At 62.7% G+C, this 18,427-nt stretch carries 15 protein-coding genes; 10 read left to right on the forward strand and 5 right to left on the reverse strand.

The window, feature by feature from the left end; translation table 11 throughout:
* The first annotated feature begins 6 nt into the window (after nucleotides 1-6).
* From EG244_RS09815 to EG244_RS09840, 6 genes are all read left to right on the forward strand, one after another.
* The gene (locus EG244_RS09815) at nucleotides 7-879 is read left to right on the forward strand and encodes a F0F1 ATP synthase subunit gamma (RefSeq protein ID WP_124964832.1); all 873 of its coding nucleotides are present in this window, start codon (nucleotides 7-9) and stop codon (nucleotides 877-879) included.
* A gap of 21 nt (nucleotides 880-900) precedes the next feature.
* Nucleotides 901-2,328 carry a F0F1 ATP synthase subunit beta gene (atpD, locus tag EG244_RS09820; protein ID WP_124964833.1) on the forward strand — a complete coding sequence of 476 codons (1,428 nt, stop codon included), beginning with the start codon at nucleotides 901-903 and terminating at the stop codon, nucleotides 2,326-2,328.
* Nucleotides 2,329-2,339: 11 nt separating this feature from the next.
* Nucleotides 2,340-2,732 (forward strand): F0F1 ATP synthase subunit epsilon, encoded by a 393-nt coding sequence (locus tag EG244_RS09825; protein WP_124964834.1) that lies wholly within the window; start codon nucleotides 2,340-2,342, stop codon nucleotides 2,730-2,732.
* Nucleotides 2,733-3,023: 291 nt separating this feature from the next.
* Nucleotides 3,024-3,764 (forward strand): 3-oxoacyl-[acyl-carrier-protein] reductase, encoded by a 741-nt coding sequence (fabG, locus tag EG244_RS09830; RefSeq protein WP_124964835.1) that lies wholly within the window; start codon nucleotides 3,024-3,026, stop codon nucleotides 3,762-3,764.
* A 151-nt stretch (nucleotides 3,765-3,915) separates the two neighbouring features.
* A complete protein-coding gene (locus tag EG244_RS09835) occupies nucleotides 3,916-4,152 on the forward strand; it encodes an acyl carrier protein (RefSeq protein WP_124964836.1) in 237 nt (78 codons plus the stop codon).
* A 114-nt stretch (nucleotides 4,153-4,266) separates the two neighbouring features.
* Nucleotides 4,267-5,505 carry a DUF2254 domain-containing protein gene (locus tag EG244_RS09840; protein ID WP_124964837.1) on the forward strand — a complete coding sequence of 413 codons (1,239 nt, stop codon included), beginning with the start codon at nucleotides 4,267-4,269 and terminating at the stop codon, nucleotides 5,503-5,505.
* A 43-nt stretch (nucleotides 5,506-5,548) separates the two neighbouring features.
* Here the strand turns inward: EG244_RS09840 and EG244_RS09845 are convergent, their stop codons facing one another.
* From EG244_RS09845 to serS, 4 genes are all read right to left on the reverse strand, one after another.
* The gene (locus tag EG244_RS09845; RefSeq protein WP_124964838.1) at nucleotides 5,549-7,048 is read right to left on the reverse strand and encodes a replicative DNA helicase; all 1,500 of its coding nucleotides are present in this window, start codon (nucleotides 7,046-7,048) and stop codon (nucleotides 5,549-5,551) included.
* A 224-nt stretch (nucleotides 7,049-7,272) separates the two neighbouring features.
* The gene (locus tag EG244_RS09850) at nucleotides 7,273-7,959 is read right to left on the reverse strand and encodes an orotate phosphoribosyltransferase (RefSeq protein WP_124964839.1); all 687 of its coding nucleotides are present in this window, start codon (nucleotides 7,957-7,959) and stop codon (nucleotides 7,273-7,275) included.
* An 11-nt stretch (nucleotides 7,960-7,970) separates the two neighbouring features.
* A complete protein-coding gene (locus tag EG244_RS09855) occupies nucleotides 7,971-9,200 on the reverse strand; it encodes an MFS transporter (RefSeq protein ID WP_124964840.1) in 1,230 nt (409 codons plus the stop codon).
* A gap of 317 nt (nucleotides 9,201-9,517) precedes the next feature.
* Complete coding sequence (gene serS / locus EG244_RS09860; RefSeq protein WP_124964841.1) at nucleotides 9,518-10,807, reverse strand: serine--tRNA ligase; 1,290 nt, start codon at nucleotides 10,805-10,807, stop codon at nucleotides 9,518-9,520.
* Between the two features lie 326 nt (nucleotides 10,808-11,133).
* On the opposite strand from serS, the gene EG244_RS09865 reads away from it, so the two are divergent.
* Together EG244_RS09865 and EG244_RS09870 are read left to right on the forward strand one after the other, a co-directional pair.
* Complete coding sequence (locus tag EG244_RS09865) at nucleotides 11,134-11,868, forward strand: PRC-barrel domain-containing protein (RefSeq protein ID WP_124964842.1); 735 nt, start codon at nucleotides 11,134-11,136, stop codon at nucleotides 11,866-11,868.
* A gap of 894 nt (nucleotides 11,869-12,762) precedes the next feature.
* Nucleotides 12,763-15,003 (forward strand): Hint domain-containing protein, encoded by a 2,241-nt coding sequence (locus tag EG244_RS09870; protein WP_233588971.1) that lies wholly within the window; start codon nucleotides 12,763-12,765, stop codon nucleotides 15,001-15,003.
* A gap of 770 nt (nucleotides 15,004-15,773) precedes the next feature.
* On the opposite strand, the gene EG244_RS09875 is transcribed toward EG244_RS09870, so the two are convergent.
* Nucleotides 15,774-16,400 (reverse strand): nucleotidyltransferase family protein, encoded by a 627-nt coding sequence (locus EG244_RS09875; protein ID WP_124964844.1) that lies wholly within the window; start codon nucleotides 16,398-16,400, stop codon nucleotides 15,774-15,776.
* Between the two features lie 186 nt (nucleotides 16,401-16,586).
* Between EG244_RS09875 and rpsB the strand changes: the two genes are divergently transcribed.
* Together rpsB and tsf are read left to right on the forward strand one after the other, a co-directional pair.
* Entirely contained in the window at nucleotides 16,587-17,351 is a 765-nt protein-coding gene (rpsB, locus tag EG244_RS09880; RefSeq protein WP_124964845.1) for a 30S ribosomal protein S2, read from the forward strand.
* Nucleotides 17,352-17,436: 85 nt separating this feature from the next.
* Nucleotides 17,437-18,345 (forward strand): translation elongation factor Ts, encoded by a 909-nt coding sequence (gene tsf, locus EG244_RS09885; RefSeq protein WP_124964846.1) that lies wholly within the window; start codon nucleotides 17,437-17,439, stop codon nucleotides 18,343-18,345.
* Nucleotides 18,346-18,427 lie beyond the last annotated feature (82 nt).

The following is an 18,427-nucleotide window of genomic DNA, read 5'->3' on the forward strand; positions in this document are numbered from 1 at the left end:
AGGGATATGCCCAGCCTTAAAGCCCTAAAAAACCGGATCGGAAGCGTTAAGAACACGCGGAAGATCACGAAGGCGATGCAAATGGTCGCTGCCGCGAAACTGCGCCGTGCGCAGGAAGCGGCAGAGGCTTCGCGCCCCTATGCCGAGCGCATGACCGCCGTAATGGCCGGTCTTGCCGCTTCGGTCGGCACCTCTGACAGCGCGCCCCGGCTTCTCGCCGGGACGGGCTCGGATCAGGTTCACCTGCTGGTGGTCATGACCTCCGAACGTGGTCTGTGCGGTGGCTTCAACACCACCATCGTGCGTCTGGCACGGGCACATGCGCAAAAGCTGCTGGCAGCCGGCAAAACGGTGAAAATTCTCACCGTTGGCAAAAAAGGCCGCGAGCAGCTGAAACGCGATCTCGAGGCTCATTTCGTGGGCCATGTCGATCTGAGCGAAGTCAAAAAGCTTGGCTATGCCAATGCCCAGGACATCGCCCAGCAGATCTTCGCCCGCTATGACGGCGGCGAATTCGATGTGGCGACGATCTTCTACAACCGCTTCCAGTCGGTGATCGCTCAGATCCCGACGGCACAGCAGATCATCCCGGCTCAGATCGAGACCGATGCGGCAGCTGCCTCGTCGCTTTACGAGTATGAACCGTCGGAAGAGGCGATCCTCGCTGACCTGCTGCCGCGTTCGGTTGCCACGCAGATCTTCACGGCCCTTCTTGAGAACGGCGCCTCGGAGCAGGGTGCGCGGATGTCCGCAATGGACAACGCAACCCGCAACGCCGGCGACATGATCAACAAGCTGACGATCCAGTACAACCGGAGCCGTCAGGCCGCGATCACCACGGAACTTATCGAAATCATCGCGGGCGCTGAGGCGCTCTGACGACCGGAACGGAGAAAACCAATGGCACAAGCTACGGCTAACGGTAAGGTGACCCAGGTCATCGGCGCCGTCGTCGACGTGCAGTTCGAAGGCACCCTGCCTGCGATTCTGAACGCGCTGGAAACCACCAACAACGGCAAGCGTCTGGTCCTCGAAGTGGCTCAGCACCTTGGCGAAAACACTGTCCGCACCATCGCAATGGACGCGACCGAAGGTCTCGTCCGCGGCGCAGCGGTGTCGGATCTCGGCAAAGCGATCTCGGTTCCGGTGGGTGACGCAACCCTCGGCCGCATCCTGAACGTCATCGGCGAGCCGATCGACGAAAAGGGTCCGGTTATGGCAACCGAAACCCGCGCGATCCACCAGCCGGCTCCGGACTTTGCCTCGCAGGCAACCGAGTCGCTGATCCTCGTGACCGGCATCAAAGTGATCGACCTTCTCGCCCCCTACTCCAAAGGTGGTAAGATCGGTCTGTTCGGTGGTGCGGGCGTGGGTAAAACCGTTCTCATCATGGAACTCATCAACAACATCGCAAAAGTGCACTCGGGCTACTCGGTGTTCGCAGGCGTTGGTGAGCGGACCCGTGAAGGCAACGACCTTTACCACGAGATGATCGAATCGGGCGTTATCAAGCCGGACAACCTGGGCGAGTCGAAAGTGGCCCTGGTCTATGGTCAGATGAACGAACCGCCGGGCGCACGTGCACGTATCGCGCTGACCGGTCTGACCCTGGCAGAGCAGTTCCGTGACCAGTCGGGTACCGACGTTCTGTTCTTCGTCGACAACATCTTCCGCTTCACCCAGGCGGGTTCGGAAGTGTCGGCACTGCTGGGTCGTATCCCGTCCGCAGTGGGCTACCAGCCGACGCTGGCAACCGACATGGGCGCGATGCAGGAACGCATCACCTCGACGAAAAACGGCTCGATCACCTCGATCCAGGCCGTCTACGTTCCGGCAGATGACCTTACCGACCCGGCACCGGCGACCACCTTCGCCCACCTTGACGCAACCACCGTTCTGTCGCGTGCGATCTCGGAACTGGGTATCTACCCGGCCGTTGACCCGCTCGACTCGAACTCGCGTCTGCTCGATCCGAAAGTCATCGGCGAAGAGCACTACAACGTGGCACGTGAAGTCCAGGGTATCCTGCAGAAGTACAAATCGCTGCAGGACATCATCGCCATCCTCGGCATGGACGAGCTGTCGGAAGACGATAAGATCACCGTGGCCCGTGCCCGTAAGATCCAGCGCTTCCTGTCGCAGCCCTTCGACGTGGCAAAAGTGTTCACCGGCTCGGACGGTGTACAGGTTCCGCTCGACGTGACCATCCGCTCGTTCAAAGCAGTGGTCAACGGCGAATACGATCACCTTCCGGAAGGCGCCTTCTACATGGTTGGCGGCATCGAGGACGTGATCGCCAAAGCCGAAAAGATGGCAGCGAACGCCTGAGGGGGTAACTGATGGCCAATACGGTGCAATTCGACCTGGTGTCGCCGGAACGGAAGCTTGCTTCCGTTGCGGCCACCGAGGTGCAGATCCCCGGCGCCGAGGGCGATCTGACGGCGGGTGCGGGCCACGCACCCCTTATCACCACCCTGCGTCCGGGCGTGCTGAAAGCGGTTTCCGCTGAAGGCACCAAAGCCTTCGCAGTGACCGGCGGCTTCGCCGAGATCAATGCGGGCTCGATCTCGGTGCTCGCAGAGCAGGCGATCCCGGTTGCCGAAGCCTCGGCAGCCGTGCTTGACGCGCTGATCGACGCGGCTCGCGCCCGCGCCGCTTCGGCCGCTGATCGCGCAGTCGCTGACAAATATGTCAACGACCTGATCGCGCTGAAAGCAGCCATCGGCGTCTGATATTTTCGGCCTGAAAATCACTCTGAGCCCCCGAGGACATCTTCGGGGGCTCTTTGCATTTCCGCGGCGATACTGTTCGGGGGGGTGTGGGGGCAGGTTCAGAGCGTGCAGGTTTAAAAAATGAGTATTTAAGAAAAGCCAAAGTACCAGCGCCGCGCCCGCTGTTTTGGCTTTTCTTAAATACTCATTCTTTCTTTGTTCTGCTCCTTCGCGCGCGGAACTCCGCTGGAAGGCAAAGGTTGTTTGCGGAAGGAATTGGCGCTACACCCCCCGAAACTCAACGGAGGACTTATGTTCGACCTTACCGGTAAAACGGCGCTGGTGACCGGCGCTTCGGGTGGCATTGGCGCCGCCGTGGCGCGGGCCCTGCACGGGGCGGGCGCTGTTGTGACGCTCTCGGGCACCCGCGAGACCCCTTTGCAGGCGCTGGCCGCTGAACTTGGCGAGCGGGCTTTTGTTGCAACTGCGAACCTTTCGGATGGCGCCTCGGTCGACGCGCTGCCCAAAGCGGCCGCCGATCTGATGGGCGGGCGCGTGGATATTCTGGTGAACAACGCCGGGATTACGCGTGACAATCTTTTCATGCGAATGTCGGATGAAGAGTTTGAGTCGGTCATCGACGTGAACCTGACCGCCAGCTTCCGCCTGATGCGCGGCTGTCTGCGCGGCATGATGAAGGCGCGCTATGGCCGCATCGTTTCCGTCACCTCGGTGGTCGGCGCGATCGGCAATCCGGGGCAGGGGAATTACGCTGCGTCGAAGGCCGGAATCGTCGGGATGTCGAAGGCGCTGGCTCAGGAAGTCGCCAGCCGCGGCATTACGGTGAACTGCATCGCGCCGGGCTTTATTGCCACCGCGATGACGGAAAAACTGAACGACGAACAAAAGGCGGCGCTGCTGCCGAAGATCCCGGCGGGTCGGATGGGCTCCCCGGAAGACATTGCGGCTGCTGCACTTTATCTCTCGAGTGCCGAGGCTGGTTATGTCACCGGTGCCACACTTCACGTCAACGGTGGCATGGCGATGCTGTGATTGCCGCAGGTGTGGCGGAAACAGTTTGCCACGCCTGATTAACATGCTATAGCCCGCCTCGGATCGCATGGACTTTGCCGCAGTGGCAGAGGGCTTTGCGAACGATATGGGACAGACTGCGGGCTCTTCCCGCTTCAGAAAAGGTAGTACCATGAGCGATATCGCAGACCGCGTGAAGAAGATCGTTGTCGAGCACCTCGGCGTTGAAGAAGACAAAGTCCTCGAAAACGCTTCGTTCATCGACGATCTCGGTGCGGACAGCCTCGACACCGTCGAGCTCGTGATGGCATTTGAAGAAGAGTTCGGCATCGAGATCCCGGACGATGCAGCCGAGACCATCCAGTCCTTCGGCGATGCAGTGAAATTCATCACCGAAGCATCGGTCTGAGAATTTCCGGCCACTGGCTGAGAGAGGCGCCTTCCCATGCGGAGGGCGCCTTTTTCGTTGCGCGGCCCGGATCCGGCCGCCACTCTTCCTGAAAGGCAGGGGGAGGGAGGTCGGATGACACGCTGGCGATGGAAGCTCCTGCAACTGAGCCGCAGGCTCTGGGTGCGGGCGGTGCTGCTGGGGCTTTTGGGTCTTTTCGCTGCCCTGGCCTCTGTTTTCGCCGAGGCCTGGCTGCCCTGGCAATTCCCGGTGGAGATCTCTGCGGCGGCGGTCGAATCGCTTTTGGCGATCATCGCCTCCTCCATGCTGGCGGTGACGACCTTTTCGCTGTCGACCATGCTGGGGGCCTTTGGTGCGGCCACCAATAATGTGACGCCCCGCGCCACGCCGCTGCTGCTGGAGGATCGTCTGGCGCAGAATGTGCTGTCGAGCTTTGTCGGTTCTTTCATCTTTTCGATCGTCGGGCTGGTGGTGCTGAAAACCGGCGCTTATGGCGATCGCGGGCGGTTCATCCTGTTTCTGGTGACCATTGCGGTCATTGTGCTGATCGTGGTGATGTTGCTGCGCTGGATTAACCATCTGCTGCTGCTCGGGCGCATGGGGGAGACGACGGGCAGGGTCGAGCGCGCGGCGACCCTGGCACTGCAGGCGCGGCTGGCGCAGCCCTGGCTGGGGGGCGTGGCGCTTGCACCCGCGGAGGCTGTACCCCCTGAGGGCTCGGTTGTGCTGCGCGCGGGCGATGTGGGCTATCTGCAGCACATCGATCTGCCGGGGCTTTCCGATCTTGCGGAGGCGCTGGAGACGCAGATCCGCATCCCCGTCAATCCGGGCAAGTTTCTTTATGCCGACAGCATTCTGGCCTGGCATGACGGTGCGGAGGAAAAGATGGAGGAGTTTCGCGCCGCCTTCACCACCGGCATTGCCCGCACCTTTGATCAGGACCCGCGCTTTGGCGTTATGGTCATGGCGGAGATCGGCTCGCGGGGGCTGTCACCGGCCACCAATGGTGCCGGCACGGCGATTGATGTGCTGGGCCGTCTGGCGCGGCTGATGACGCTCTGGGGCGAGGGGACGGCTGAGCTGCAGGCCGGGGCGCCGGAGCCGGTCTATCCGCGCCTGCGGGTGGCGCCACTGCGCGATTCGGATCTCTTTGAGGATGCCTTCATGATGATGGCGCGGGACGGCGCGGGCCTTGTGGAAATTCAGGTGCGGCTGAAAAAGACGCTGGCCGCGCTGAGCCGGATCGGAGCGCCTGGATTTCGTGCCGCCGCGGAGCGTCAGGCGGAGATTGCCGCCAGTCGCGCGGCTGAGGCGCTGACCCAGCCGCATGACCTGGCGCGGCTGCGGGATTAAGCGGCGCCTGTAGAAAAGGCCGGGGAAATCCCCGGCCCTGATCTCAGTTGTAGTCGTCGCGGCCTGTCTGCCACTCGCGGGCCAGGTTGCCGAAGCGGGTGAACTTGCCCTCAAAGCTCAGCTCCACCGTGCCGATCGGCCCGTGACGCTGCTTGCCAAGGATGACCTCGGCTTTGCCGTGGGCCTGCTCCATGACCTGCTGCCAGGCGGCCATCTTTTCCAGCTCATGATCGCCGGGCTTTTCGCGCTCTTTGTAGTATTCGTCACGGTAGACGAACATCACCACATCGGCGTCCTGCTCAATCGAGCCCGATTCGCGCAGGTCCGACAGCTGCGGGCGTTTGTCTTCGCGGCTTTCCACCTGACGGGAGAGCTGCGAGAGGGCGATCACGGGGATGTTGAGCTCCTTCGCGATGGCCTTCAGCCCCTGGGTGATCTCTGAGACTTCCTGGACGCGGTTGTCTTTCGAGGTGCCCTTCAGCAGCTGAAGATAGTCCACCATCAGCACGTCAAGCCCATGGGTCCGCTTCAGGCGGCGCGCCCGGGCGGCGACCTGGGAAATTGGCAGCGCCGGGGTGTCATCAATGTAAAGCGGGCAGGTTTCCAGCGCTTTGGCGGCTTCGACAAAGCGGCGGAATTCGCCTTCGGTCATATCACCGCGGCGGATCTGCTCTGAGGGGATCTCAGCCGCTTCCGACAGGATCCGGGCTGCAAGCTGGTCGGCAGACATCTCCAGCGAGAAGAAGCCGACGACGCCGCCTTCTACCGCACCTTCAGAGCCATCCGGACGGCGGCCCTTTTTATAGGCCTTGGCGACATTGAAGGCGATATTGGTCGCAAGCGAGGTTTTCCCCATCGAGGGGCGACCGGCAAGAATGATGAGGTCGGACGGATGCAAACCGCCAAGCTTCTTATCCAGATCAATCAGTTGCGTCGGAATGCCTGACAGGCCGCCACCGCGCTGATAGGCGGCATTTGCGGTGTCGACGGCGGTGGTGACGGCGCGCAGGAAGCTTTGGAAGCCGCGCTCAACCACACCCTGTTCGCCCAGCTTATAGAGGCGCTGTTCGGCCTCGGTGATCTGCTCTTTCGGCTCAGAGGCGATATCGACCTTGGCGGCGCGGTCAACGATGTCTTTGCCAAGGGCGATCAGCTCGCGGCGCACCGCGAGATCATAGATCATCTGCGCATAATCGCGCGCCGCAAAGGCCGAGATGGCGGCCCCGGCAAGGCGCACCAGATAGGCAGGACCGCCCAGCTCTTTCAGGCCCGCATCGTCGTCCAGAAAGGCCTTCAGCGTCACCGGAGAGGCGAGGGCGTTTTTCTGAATGCGCGAGGCGGCGATCTGAAAGATGCGCTGGTGGACGGGGTCGTAGAAATGCTCGGCCTTCACCAAAGCGGCGATGCGGTCGTAGACATCGTTATTGGTCAGGATCGCGCCCAGAAGCTGTTGTTCGGCCTCAATGTTATGCGGCAGCACCTCGGCGGCGCTGTCGGCGGCGGGCAGGGGGGCGGCAGGGCGAAGCGGCGTAATCTCGGTCATAACCGTCTTTTCAGGGCTGTTCGGCAGGGTCTCTTTGTTTAGGGCATGGCGGTCTCAGGGTCGAGGGCATAAGCCGGGCGCCGCCTCGCGCAGTCTGGCGCGTCCGGCGGGCTTTGTCACCATGTCTTGCGTGGGCGCGGGATCTGACCGCGAGATGATGTGGAAAAGACAAAGGCCGGGGTCTCCCCCGGCCTGAAATTATTTTCAGATCATCTTTGCGTGGCTCAGGCGGTGGGCAGACCGCGGCTTTCGCGCCAGGCATCGGGGCTGGTGAGGAAGGCTTCGACCTCAGAGAGGGTTGCCTCATCAAAGGCCTTCCGCTCACGCGCGACGGCGAGCACATCCCACCAGGTGCAGAGATAATGCAGCTCAACGCCATGCTCGCGCAGCTTCGGCACGGTGTCTTTGAAGATGTCGTAGTAGAAAATCACCGCCGTATGGCCGCAGTCCGCGCCGGTTTCGCGGATCGCATCGACGAAGGACAGCTTCGAAAAGCCATTGGTGGTCATATCTTCGACCAGCAGCACGCGCTGGCCTTCGGTCATCACGCCTTCGATACGGGCGTTGCGGCCATAGCCTTTGGGCTTTTTGCGCACATAGGTCATCGGCAGCGCCATACGCTCGGCCACCAGGGCCGCAAAGGGGATCCCTGCGGTCTCGCCACCGGCGATATTGTCGAAGGCCTCAAGGCCTGCGTTGCGCATCACGGTGCAGGTCAGGAAATCCATCAGCGCCGAGCGGATGCGCGGATATGAGATCAGCTTGCGGCAGTCGACATAGGTCGGCCCCTTGAGGCCCGAGGCATATTGGAAGGGCTCTGCGGCGTTGAAATGGACCGCTTTGATATCCAGAAGCATACCGGCCGAGAGGCGGGCAATTTCTTCGCGGGAGGGGAAGCTGGACGGGATCATGACGCGCTCCTTCAGGCTGACGCGGCGGCTTTGCCACTGCGGGGGCTGAATTGCAACCGCCCGCCGCGTGAAAGCAGCCAGAGCACGATGCCGATATTGGCCGCGTTCCAGACAATGCCATTGAGGAAAGCCGCCGTATAGCTGCCGGTCCAGTCATGGATCGCGCCCGAGAGCCAGCCACCAAGCGCCATGCCGAGGATGGTGGCCATCATCACGATCCCCACATTCGCACCCGCAACGGAAGCGGGCATATATTCGCGCACGATGACCGCATAGGCCGGAACAATCCCGCCCTGGCTCAGCCCGAAGATCAGGCTGACCACATAAAGCGAAATCAGCCCATCGAAGGGCAGATAAAGGAAAAGCGCGCACATCTGCAGCGCTCCAAACAGCAGCAGCGTCGCAAGGCCACCGATCCGGTCGCTGATCACCCCGCCGATCAGCCGCGAGACCACGCCTCCGGCCAGCATCAGCGACAGCATCTCCGCCCCCACCGCCGGGCCAAAACCCAGATCCATGCAAAGTGCTACGATATGAACCTGCGGCATCGACATCGCCACGCAGCAGGCGACACCCGCAAGGCTCAGCATCAGAAGGAGGGTCTTTTGCGGGATCTGCAGCGACCGCCCGCCCGCAGTGGCGGCGTCACCGGCGCGAGCCTCCGCGGGCAGGGGGTGGCGCAGCACCCAGATCAGACCGGGCAGCAGCGCCAGGACCAGCACGCCGGTCAGCGCATAGGCCTGGCCCCAGCCCATCACCGGGATCCAGAGGTTCAACAGCAAAGGCCAGACGATCCCGGCCAGATAATTGGCCGAAGCCGCGATCGAGACCGCAATGCCACGGCGCCTGCGAAACCAATGCGAGATATCGGCCATCAGCGGCGCAAAACAGCCCGCCGTCCCAAGCCCCACCGCCACCTGCGCCCCGCCCGCCACCCAGGCGTTCGGCGCAAATCCGGTGACGATATGGCCAAGCCCGGTCAGCAGCCCCGCCAGCAACAGCGTGGGCACCAGGCCCTGACGGTCGAGCATCCGCCCGGTCAGCACATTGCCGATGGCAAAGCCGATCATGGTGGCCGCAAAAAGCGCCGAGGACTGCGCCCGCTCCAGCCCGAAATCGGCCGCCATCATCGGCAGGGCGACGATCACGCTCCACATGCCGACATTGCCGACCGTGCCTGCCAGCACCGTCACCCCCAGCCGCCCCCAGGCGGCCCGGCTGTCGTGAATTGTCAGGCTCATTCTGTCTCTCCCCCGCGGCAGTTCCGACTGTCCGCGCGCGGGAACAGAAAGGCAAGCGGGGAGCGCAGGGCAGGTGGCCGGCGAAGTCGGGAAGTCGGGCGCTGCCTGCACTCCCCCGGGGGGCCGGGAGACACGGGCTCAGTTGCGGATATCCCGCGCTGCGGTTTCAGTGGCAGGCACCACGGCGAAGAGATCGATCCGCTGCATGGATCACCCCTGCGCGGCCCCGAAGAGGAGGGCGTGACCGGGCGTGTCTGGGGGGCAACGACACAGGGCCACCCCTTGGGGTGGCCCTGTAACATCGCTGCAGTCCTGGATCAGACCAGATCACCCTCAGCCGAGATGCGGGTTTTGCCGCCGAGATAGGGGTGCAGAACCGCCGGAAGTTCGACCGAGCCGTCTTCCTGCTGGCCGTTTTCCAGCACCGCGATCAGCGTGCGCCCCACTGCGAGGCCCGAGCCGTTCAGCGTGGCTACAAACTCAGGCTTGCCGCTTTCCGGGCGGAAGCGCGCGTTCATGCGGCGGGCCTGGAACTGACCACAGGTCGAGCAGGACGAGATCTCGCGGTATTTGCCCTGACCCGGCACCCAGACTTCGATGTCATGGGTCTTCTGGCTGCCAAAGCCCATGTCGCCGGTGCAAAGAACGACCGTGCGGTAGGGCAGGTTCAGCTTTTGCAGGATCGCTTCGGCGCAGGCGGTCATGCGGTCATGCTCGGCAATGGCCTGATCAGGCTCGCAGATGGTGACCATCTCAACCTTTTCAAACTGGTGCTGGCGCAGCATCCCGGTGGTGTCTTTGCCCGCCGAGCCCGCTTCTGAGCGGAAGCAGTGGGTATGAGCGGTCATCCGGATCGGCAGTTGTGCCTGCTCGACGATCTCACCGGCGACAAAGTTCGTCAGCGTGACTTCGGCCGTCGGGATCAGCCACCAGCCATTGGTGGTCTGATAGCTGTCTTCCGAGAATTTCGGCAGATTGCCGGTGCCGAACATCGGCTCATCTTTTACCAGAACAGGGGTCCAGCATTCGGTGAGGCCATGCTCTTCGACATGGGTGTCGACCATGAACTGGCCAAGCGCGCGGTGGACGCGGGTCACGGCACCCTTCAGCACCATGAAGCGCGAGCCCGAAAGCTTGGCGGCGGTCTCAAAGTCCATCCCCGGTTTGACGCCTTTGATCTCAAAGTGCTCAACCGGCTGGAACGAAAACTCACGCGGGGTGCCCCAGGTGCGGATCTCGACGTTATCGGCCTCATCGCGGCCGTCCGGCACCTCATCGAGGGGCAGGTTGGGGATGGTCATCAGCATGTCGCGCAGCTGCGCATCCTCGGCCGAGGCCTCAGCGTTCAGGCGGGCGATCTCGGCCTTTTTCTCGGCGACGAGCGCGCGCAGGCGTTCAAACTCTTCGTTGTCGCCGCGGGCTTTGGCAGCGCCTACCTCTTTCGAGGCGCGGTTCTGCTCAGCCTGGGCGGTCTCGGCGGCCTGAATTTTGCCGCGACGGTCTTCATCAAGGGCCAGGATCTGCGACGACAGGGCCGCGAGGCCACGGCGGCCAAGCGCGCGGTCGAAAGCTTCGGGGGTCTCGCGGATGAAGCGAATGTCGTGCATGGATCGGCTCCGGATGGGTCTGGGCAGTCTGGCCCGGTTCCTTCGGCAATACCAGGCCCCCCGCCCTCAGGCAAGGCCGCAGCAGAGGCGACGATGACGCGGGTTCCCCGGCAGCCAATTCATGCAGAGCGTGATTTCGCCGGTGTCACGGGCATAAACCGGCTGATTTTCGCGCCCGGGGGGCGGTTTTCCGCCCGGTGTGGGAGCCGGAGCGGCGGAATGCCGTTGTTTCAACATCACTGAAGGCGATGCCGCAGAAGCCCGGTCCGCCTGACAGATCGGTCCGGAGGTCCGGTCAGACTGACAAGGAAATGATGGAGAAGATGATGAACAAGACCCCGATTGCCGCTCTGATCACCACTGTCGCTCTGCTTGCGCCGCCCGCCTTTGCGCAGCAGGGAACTGCACCTGACGGGGCCGCGACCACGATCCCGCCGGGGCTTCCGCCCCATACCGCGCCCACCGCGCCGGACGGGACCTCGCCCACCACGTCGCCCACGGGTCAGGTGGATGTGCAGACCAAGCCCGATCTGGGGGATACCGCACCCGCTCCGGCACAGAGCGCGGATCCTGGCACCCCGACGGCGCCCTCTGACACGCCTGCAGCCCCTGGCGCTGCCACGACGATGCCCGCCGCACCGGGGGCCGCAACCGATACCCCGGCAGCGCCTGGCGCGGCGACCACGGCGCCTGCGGCTCCGGTCACGCCGCCTGCTGCCGATACGCCCGCAATGGCCACGGGGCTGCTGGCCCCCGAAGGCTATAGCCAGGTCTCGGATTTTGCTGTCGTGACCGCAGAACAGCTGAAAGGCGCAGAGCTGCGCAGTGCCGAGGGCAAAGATATCGGTAAAATTACCGAGCTTCGGACCACTGCTGCCGGCGCACCCGAGGCGCTGATCGCAGATATCGGTGGCTTCCTCGGCCTTGGTGCGCATACCGTGCAGCTGACCCCGGATCAGATCGGGATCTTTAAAAATGACTCCGACAGCGTGATCGTTGTCTCGAGCCTGACGGAAGACGTGCTGAAGTCGCTTCCCGCCTGGGAAGCCCCGGCACAATAACTCCGCGAGCCGGCGCGTCCGGAGGTGAGGAGGAGGGCGGATGACCCGCCATGACACGCCGTCCCCCGGCAGAACCGGGGGGCGGTTTTTTATTGCCTTTTATTGCCTGAGGCATGTGCACTCGTGCGGCACCAACTGGCAAAAAGGTCAGGCGTGACGCGATAGCGCCCACCGGACACCCCGCTGCGGTCTTGCAGGGCGCTTCGGGGTGCTTCCTCAGCCCGGGACCTCGGGCTCTCATCATTAGCGAGCAAGGATGCGGCGTGCTGAGCAGTCCTGCGGCTGTGCCTCTATGCCGCGGGTTTAAGGCTGCGCCAGGGTCCGGAGTGTCTTGACGCTGACTCGAGGTCCCCGCCCGAGGTGATTCGCGGCGCAGTGTTGACACTCTCCCTGAAGTTGCAAGGGCTGTGATTTTGCGGCCCGGGCGTGAGGTGACCGTGGGAAGGAAGCCGATATTTCTGTCACATCAGTTAACGGGGCTCTTCAATCCCGGATTGATCCGGTTGTTTCCCTTTGTACATCAATGCGGAAAGCTGACCCGGCCTGCCGGTCAGAAGGGGGGGATTTCCCGACCTTGTGGGGGGCGATCCTCAGGCGAAACAGGTTAAGGGAGAAACAATAGGCATTTGGTCGCCCCTTACGCGCACGCGCAGAGCGTGTTTCGCGCTGCCTTCATTAAGGCTCTTTTGCCGGGATTTTGCTTTATTTCAACCTAAATCTAAGTCTAATGATGATCGAACCGGTCGCCGTCCCCATTGGCGGGGCAGAACCGGGATGACGTTTCGCAGGGGCGGAATGATTAACATTACAGAGCGTTTCACCGCCCTTTGCAGCAGGCCTGCTGCGCGAAGGGAGAGGTTGTATTTGCCCGAAGTTGCGGGCCCGCAGCGTTGAGTGGCCTGGCCAACGCCGGAAGATGAGGTTAGAGAAATGCCGGTTTTTGCCTATTACGATTTTAACGATCCCGACCACCAGCTGCGCGACAGTGCCCTCGGCAACGGCGCTCAGGAAGGCATGTATATGGGAGGCGCTGTCGCCTCTGACGGTCGCCTTCAGCTCGACGGAAATTCGGCATTCGCTAAGATTTACGCCGCTCCGATGTTCCAGGACAGCCGCGGCACCGTGGCGCTTGAATTCAGCATGAAATCGCATTCGGGCGAAGGTCCCGATACGATTTTGTCGCGCGACAACAGCGCAGATGGCAGCGGTTTTCGTGTCGACGTGATGCCCGATGGAGCGATCCGTATCAGCCATGACAGCGCTGAGGGCCCGACCGTTTTCACCACGGATCCTGGTTTTGCAAATCCGGATGATACGATTGAGCTGAGCTATTCCTGGAACCAGGGCGGGGAGACGCCCGGAAAAGTGGTCATCACCAATTCCACCACCGGCGCGACATTTGAGGATGACGTCCCCACGCATCTGTCGATGGAGATGCCGACCCCGGATGTGCAGTGGAAGATTGGCGTCAGCGCGGCTGACACCACGGATCCCTGGGGCCTCACGCCGCTGAATGATTTCTTCAACGGCAGCGTGGGCTATCTGTCGTTCTCTGATACCGTCGACAATACGGTCAAAAACCAGGATCCTGACGCCCGCGACGACAGTGCCAGCACCGCAGTTGGCCGCTCGGTCGTCATTCCGGTTCTCGCCAATGACAGCGATCCGGACGGCGACAGCCTGACGGTTATCTCTGCCACTGTGCCTGTCGGCGAGGTTGTGATCAATCCCGACGGCACCCTGACCTATACCCCGCCCGCAGGCTATCTGGGCGATGTGACGATTTCCTATACCGTCTCGGACGGTCGCGGCGGCGAGGATACCGCCAATGTGGTGGTCAATGTCTCGAGCGGTGACAACACGGGCGGTATCCGTGACGGCATCGTCTGGGGGACCGGCGCAGGCGATCTGATCGACGTGGGCTATACCGGCGATAACGACGGTGACTTCGTCGATAATGATGACGCACTTCTGCCCGGCCATGTGCAGAATGACGATTATATCATCGCGGGTGCGGGCGATGACACCGTCTATGCCGGTCTGGGCGATGATGTGGTTTTCGGCGGCACCGGCGACGACCTGGTCTATGGCGGCGCGGGCAATGACACCCTGCTTGGTGAGACGGGACGCGATACCCTCATCGGTGGCGATGGCGATGATCTGATCGACGGCGGTGCGGGCGATGATGTCCTGCACGGCGACGCCGGCGATGACACCCTTCTGGGTGGCGCGGGCAATGACTTTCTGGACGGCGGCACCGGGGACGATCTGATCGTCGGTGGCGTGGGGGCTGATACCATCCGGGGCGGCGAGGGGGCGGATACCCTGCTTGGCGGCGACGACCGCGATCTCTTCCTTGGCGCTACGGTGGGGGATCTGATCGACGGCGGCTCGGGAGGGGATGACTGGGATACCCTTGATCTGACCGGCATGGGCCCGCTGCGGGTCTGGCGCGATCCGGAGAATATCGAGAACGGCCATATCACCTTCTTCGATGCTGAGGGCAATGAGACCGGCCGGGCGCATTTCTTCGACATCGAGCAGATCATTCCCTGCTTCACGCCGGGCACGCTGATCGCGACCCCGAAGGGTCCGGTTCCGGTGCAGGATCTGCAGGTTGGTGACCGGGTGATGACCCGTGACAACGGCATCCAGGAGATCCGCTGGACCGGTGCGCGCCGCCTCTCGGCGGGCGAGCTGGCGATGGCTTCGCATCTGCAGCCGGTGATGATCCGCCGCGGCGCGCTTGGGAACGGCCTGCCGGAGCGCGATATGATGGTCAGCCCGAACCACCGGGTGCTGGTCGCCAATGACCGCACGGCGCTTTACTTCGATGAGCATGAGGTGCTGGTCGCGGCCAAGCATCTGGTCGGCACGGAAGGCATCACCTCGCTGGTCAGCGCAGGCACCACCTATCTGCACTTCATGTGCGACCGCCACGAAGTGGTGCTGTCTGACGGCGCCTGGACCGAGACCTTCCAGCCCGGCGATCAGACCCTGCAGGGCATGGGCAACGCGCAGCGCAGCGAGATCTTTGAGATCTTCCCGGACCTGCAGGAAGCCCGCGGCATTGAGAATTACGTCGCCGCGCGCAAAACCCTGAAGAAGCACGAGGCGCTGCTTCTGCGCCGCTGAGATCCGGCGCAGGCGGATGAACATTTTAAAGACCGGCGGCTCATCCCGCCGGTCTTTTTCGTTCAGGGGCAGGGCAGCGGGTCCGGTTCCGCCTTTTCGTTGATAAACTGCTGCCGCGCTGTCGGCTGCCTTAATCCGGCTCTGGGGCGTGGAAGGGGGGCCGGGGCCTGCCTCGTAAAGAACGCCTCTGCACGGGCAGCGTCATATCCGTGGTTGCAACGCTCTCACCCCGCAATGCTGCTGCCAGAGATACAGGGCCTCTGGAACCGGAGGCTGTGGTCCGGAGGCTGGTCGGGTCTTGGAATCTGCGGGCGGCAGTCTTGGGCTTAACGGCAGCGCTGCGCGATTGTTGTGGCATGGGTCTGACGATGCGTAAGCTCTGATCCCGCCTGAGAGAACCCGGGCTCCGGGGGGGGGCAGGCCATGAGGGCGCCCGTCTTTCCTGGTCGCCGATGCCGGACCCTTTGGTGCGCCCCCCGTCACCTGGAGCCTGGATTGAGCGGATGGGCCGGGCACGGTCGGGTGTAACAGCATGGGTGAGACGGTTTGAACGCCAGATCCTGGCCAGAGGTCACGCCCCGGCGGGGCAGGCCGGGATCGCAATGCGGCACAGATCATAGCGCGGTGTCAGGGCAGCAGTCTGTCGGGGAAAGAGGCCGAAGGCTGGCGACAGGCCGAAATCTGCGGGTCGGACAGGGTGAACCCGCCCGCCCGCCCGTCCCGCCCGCGCATCGGCATAGCCCGCCTGCGACGGCGGATGCGAAGCCGCCTCAGCCGCTGGTGCTGCCGGCCGGGGTCCGCTGCGCCCGCCAGGCCTCCCAGGCCTCGGGGGTGTCGAGGTCGGTGAGGGCATGGGTCCCGGGCAGCGGGTGGAGGGTGATCCGCGCGGGATGGGCCTGAAGCAGGGGCTTTGCACCCTGATCGCCTGTCAGTCGCAGCGCCTCGGGGAGGAGGTCGGCGGGCAGGATCACCGGATGGCCAGGGCGCAGATCCGCCGAGGCGCCGCGGTGGATGCGGGAGGGATCCGCGACAAAGGCTGCCAGAAGCCGCTGCAGATCGGGCAGGGTCAGTTCGGGCATATCGGCGGGCAGCACCATAAGCGCCAGCCCGCGCCCCGCCGCCTCAGCGGCACCTGCGCGTAAAGAGGCAGACATCCCGTCCCGCACCCCCTCAGGGAAAACGACATCCACCGCCAGCCCGCTCAGGGCGTCAAGCCGGGCAGGGCGATCCGGCGGCAGGGTGACCAGCACCGGCAGGCCGGTGGCCAGCGCCAGACGCGCGCGGTTGCGCAGCAAAGGCTCTCCGTCGAGATCCTCGGTCAGCTTGTCGCGCGAAGGTCCCATCCGGCTGGAAGATCCGGCCGCGGGCAGAAGGATCAGCAGGGGGGCGGCGGGCATGGCGCGAAACCTTTGGGCGGCGGGCAATACAGCCCCTCTTTGTGCTTGTCATCTGAACGCCCGCAGGCTACATGCGCAGCACTTCACAGGCGAAGGCGGGCTTTGACAGGGAGACATCCTGTCAGGTCCACCGGTTGGGGGAAACCCTGAAACCTTCGCTCAGGTATAAACCGGAAAGGATAAGAGATGGCTCTTCCTGATTTCTCGATGCGTCAGCTGCTTGAAGCAGGCGTTCACTATGGTCACCAGACTCAGCGCTGGAACCCGCGTATGGCCGAGTATATCTACGGCGATCGCAACGGCATCCACATCCTTGACCTTACTCAGACCGTTCCGATGCTGGATCAGGCTCTGAAAATCGTGCGCGACACCGTCGCACGCGGCGGTCGCGTTCTCTTCGTCGGCACCAAGCGCCAGGCTTCGAAAGCCGTTGCTGATGCTGCTGAGAAATGCGCACAATACTACATGAACCACCGCTGGCTCGGCGGCACTCTGACCAACTGGAAAACTGTTTCGCAGTCGATCCAGCGTCTGAAAGCCATCGACGAGCAACTCGCTTCCGGTGCAGAAGGCCTCACCAAAAAAGAGCGCCTGAACATGGAACGTGAGCAGGCCAAACTGACCGCCTCGCTCGGCGGCATCCGTGACATGGGCGGCGTTCCGGACCTGCTGTTCGTGATCGATGTTGGTAAAGAAGACCTCGCAGTCCTCGAAGCCAACAAACTGGGCATCCCGGTTGTCGCAGTGGTTGACACCAACTGCTCGCCCAAAGGCATCACCCACGTGATCCCGGGCAACGACGACGCGGCCCGCGCTATCGCTCTCTACTGCGACCTGGTTGCACGTGCAGCTCTCGACGGCATGTCGGCTCAGATGGGTGCAGCAGGCATCGACCTGGGCGAACTGGAAGAAGCTCCGGCTGAAGAAGTGATCACGGAAGCCGAAGCCTGATTTCAGGCCCGCTACCGGATTGTTATACCGGGCGGGGAATGCATGTTCCCCGCCTGATTCCGTTCAAATTCCAAGGAGAAGTCGCATGAGCATTACTGCTGCGATGGTAAAAGAGCTGCGCGAGACCTCGGGCGCCGGCATGATGGACGCGAAAAAAGCGCTGGTTGAGAACAACGGCGACATGGAAGCTGCGATCGACTGGCTGCGCACCAAAGGCCTCGCGAAAGCTGCAAAAAAAGCTGACCGCGTTGCTGCGGAAGGTCTGATCGGTGTGGCCGTTGCCGGTGGCAAAGGCGTGGCCGTCGAGATCAACTCGGAAACCGACTTCGTTGCGAAAAACGCTGATTTCCAGGCTCTGGTCTCGGGTATCGCTGCTGTCGCTCTCGAAGTTGGCCAGTCGGTTGACGCTGTGAAAGCGGCAACTCTGAACGGCAAAACCGTTGAAGAGACCCTGAACGGCGCGATCGCTGTCATCGGCGAAAACATGACCTTCCGCCGTCTGGAAATCCTCGAAGGCGAGACCGTTGTGTCCTATGTGCACAACGCGGCCGCTGAAGGCATGGGCAAAATCGGCGTTCTGGTCGCTCTGAGCGGCGACGCTGAGAAAGCTGCCGTCATCGGCAAGCAGTTCGCAATGCACATCGCTGCAACGAACCCGCTGTCGCTGTCGGAAGCCACCCTTGATCCGTCCGTGGTTGAGCGTGAGCTGGCTGTTCAGACCGCAAAAGCTCTCGAAGAGAACGCCTCTTCGGGCAAGCCGAAGCCCGAGCAGGTGATCCACAACAACATCATCCCGGGCCGTATGAAGAAATTCCTCGCAGAGAACACCCTTCTCGGCCAGGCTTTCGTCATCAACCCGGATCTGACCGTTGAAGCGGCTGCTCAGGAAGCTGGCGTTGTCATCACCGGTTTCGCCCGCGTCGCTTGCGGCGAAGGCATTGAGAAAAAAGAAGAAGATTTTGCTGCAGAAGTCGCAAAGACTCTGAAAGGCTGATCTTTCACCCGCTCCGCCTTTCGGGGCAGAGCGGGAGATCACAGAGAAAGCGCCCTTCGGGGCGCTTTTTTTATGGGTGGCA

It is taken from the genome of Falsigemmobacter faecalis (genome assembly GCF_003863335.1).
Lineage (GTDB): Bacteria > Pseudomonadota > Alphaproteobacteria > Rhodobacterales > Rhodobacteraceae > Wagnerdoeblera > Wagnerdoeblera faecalis.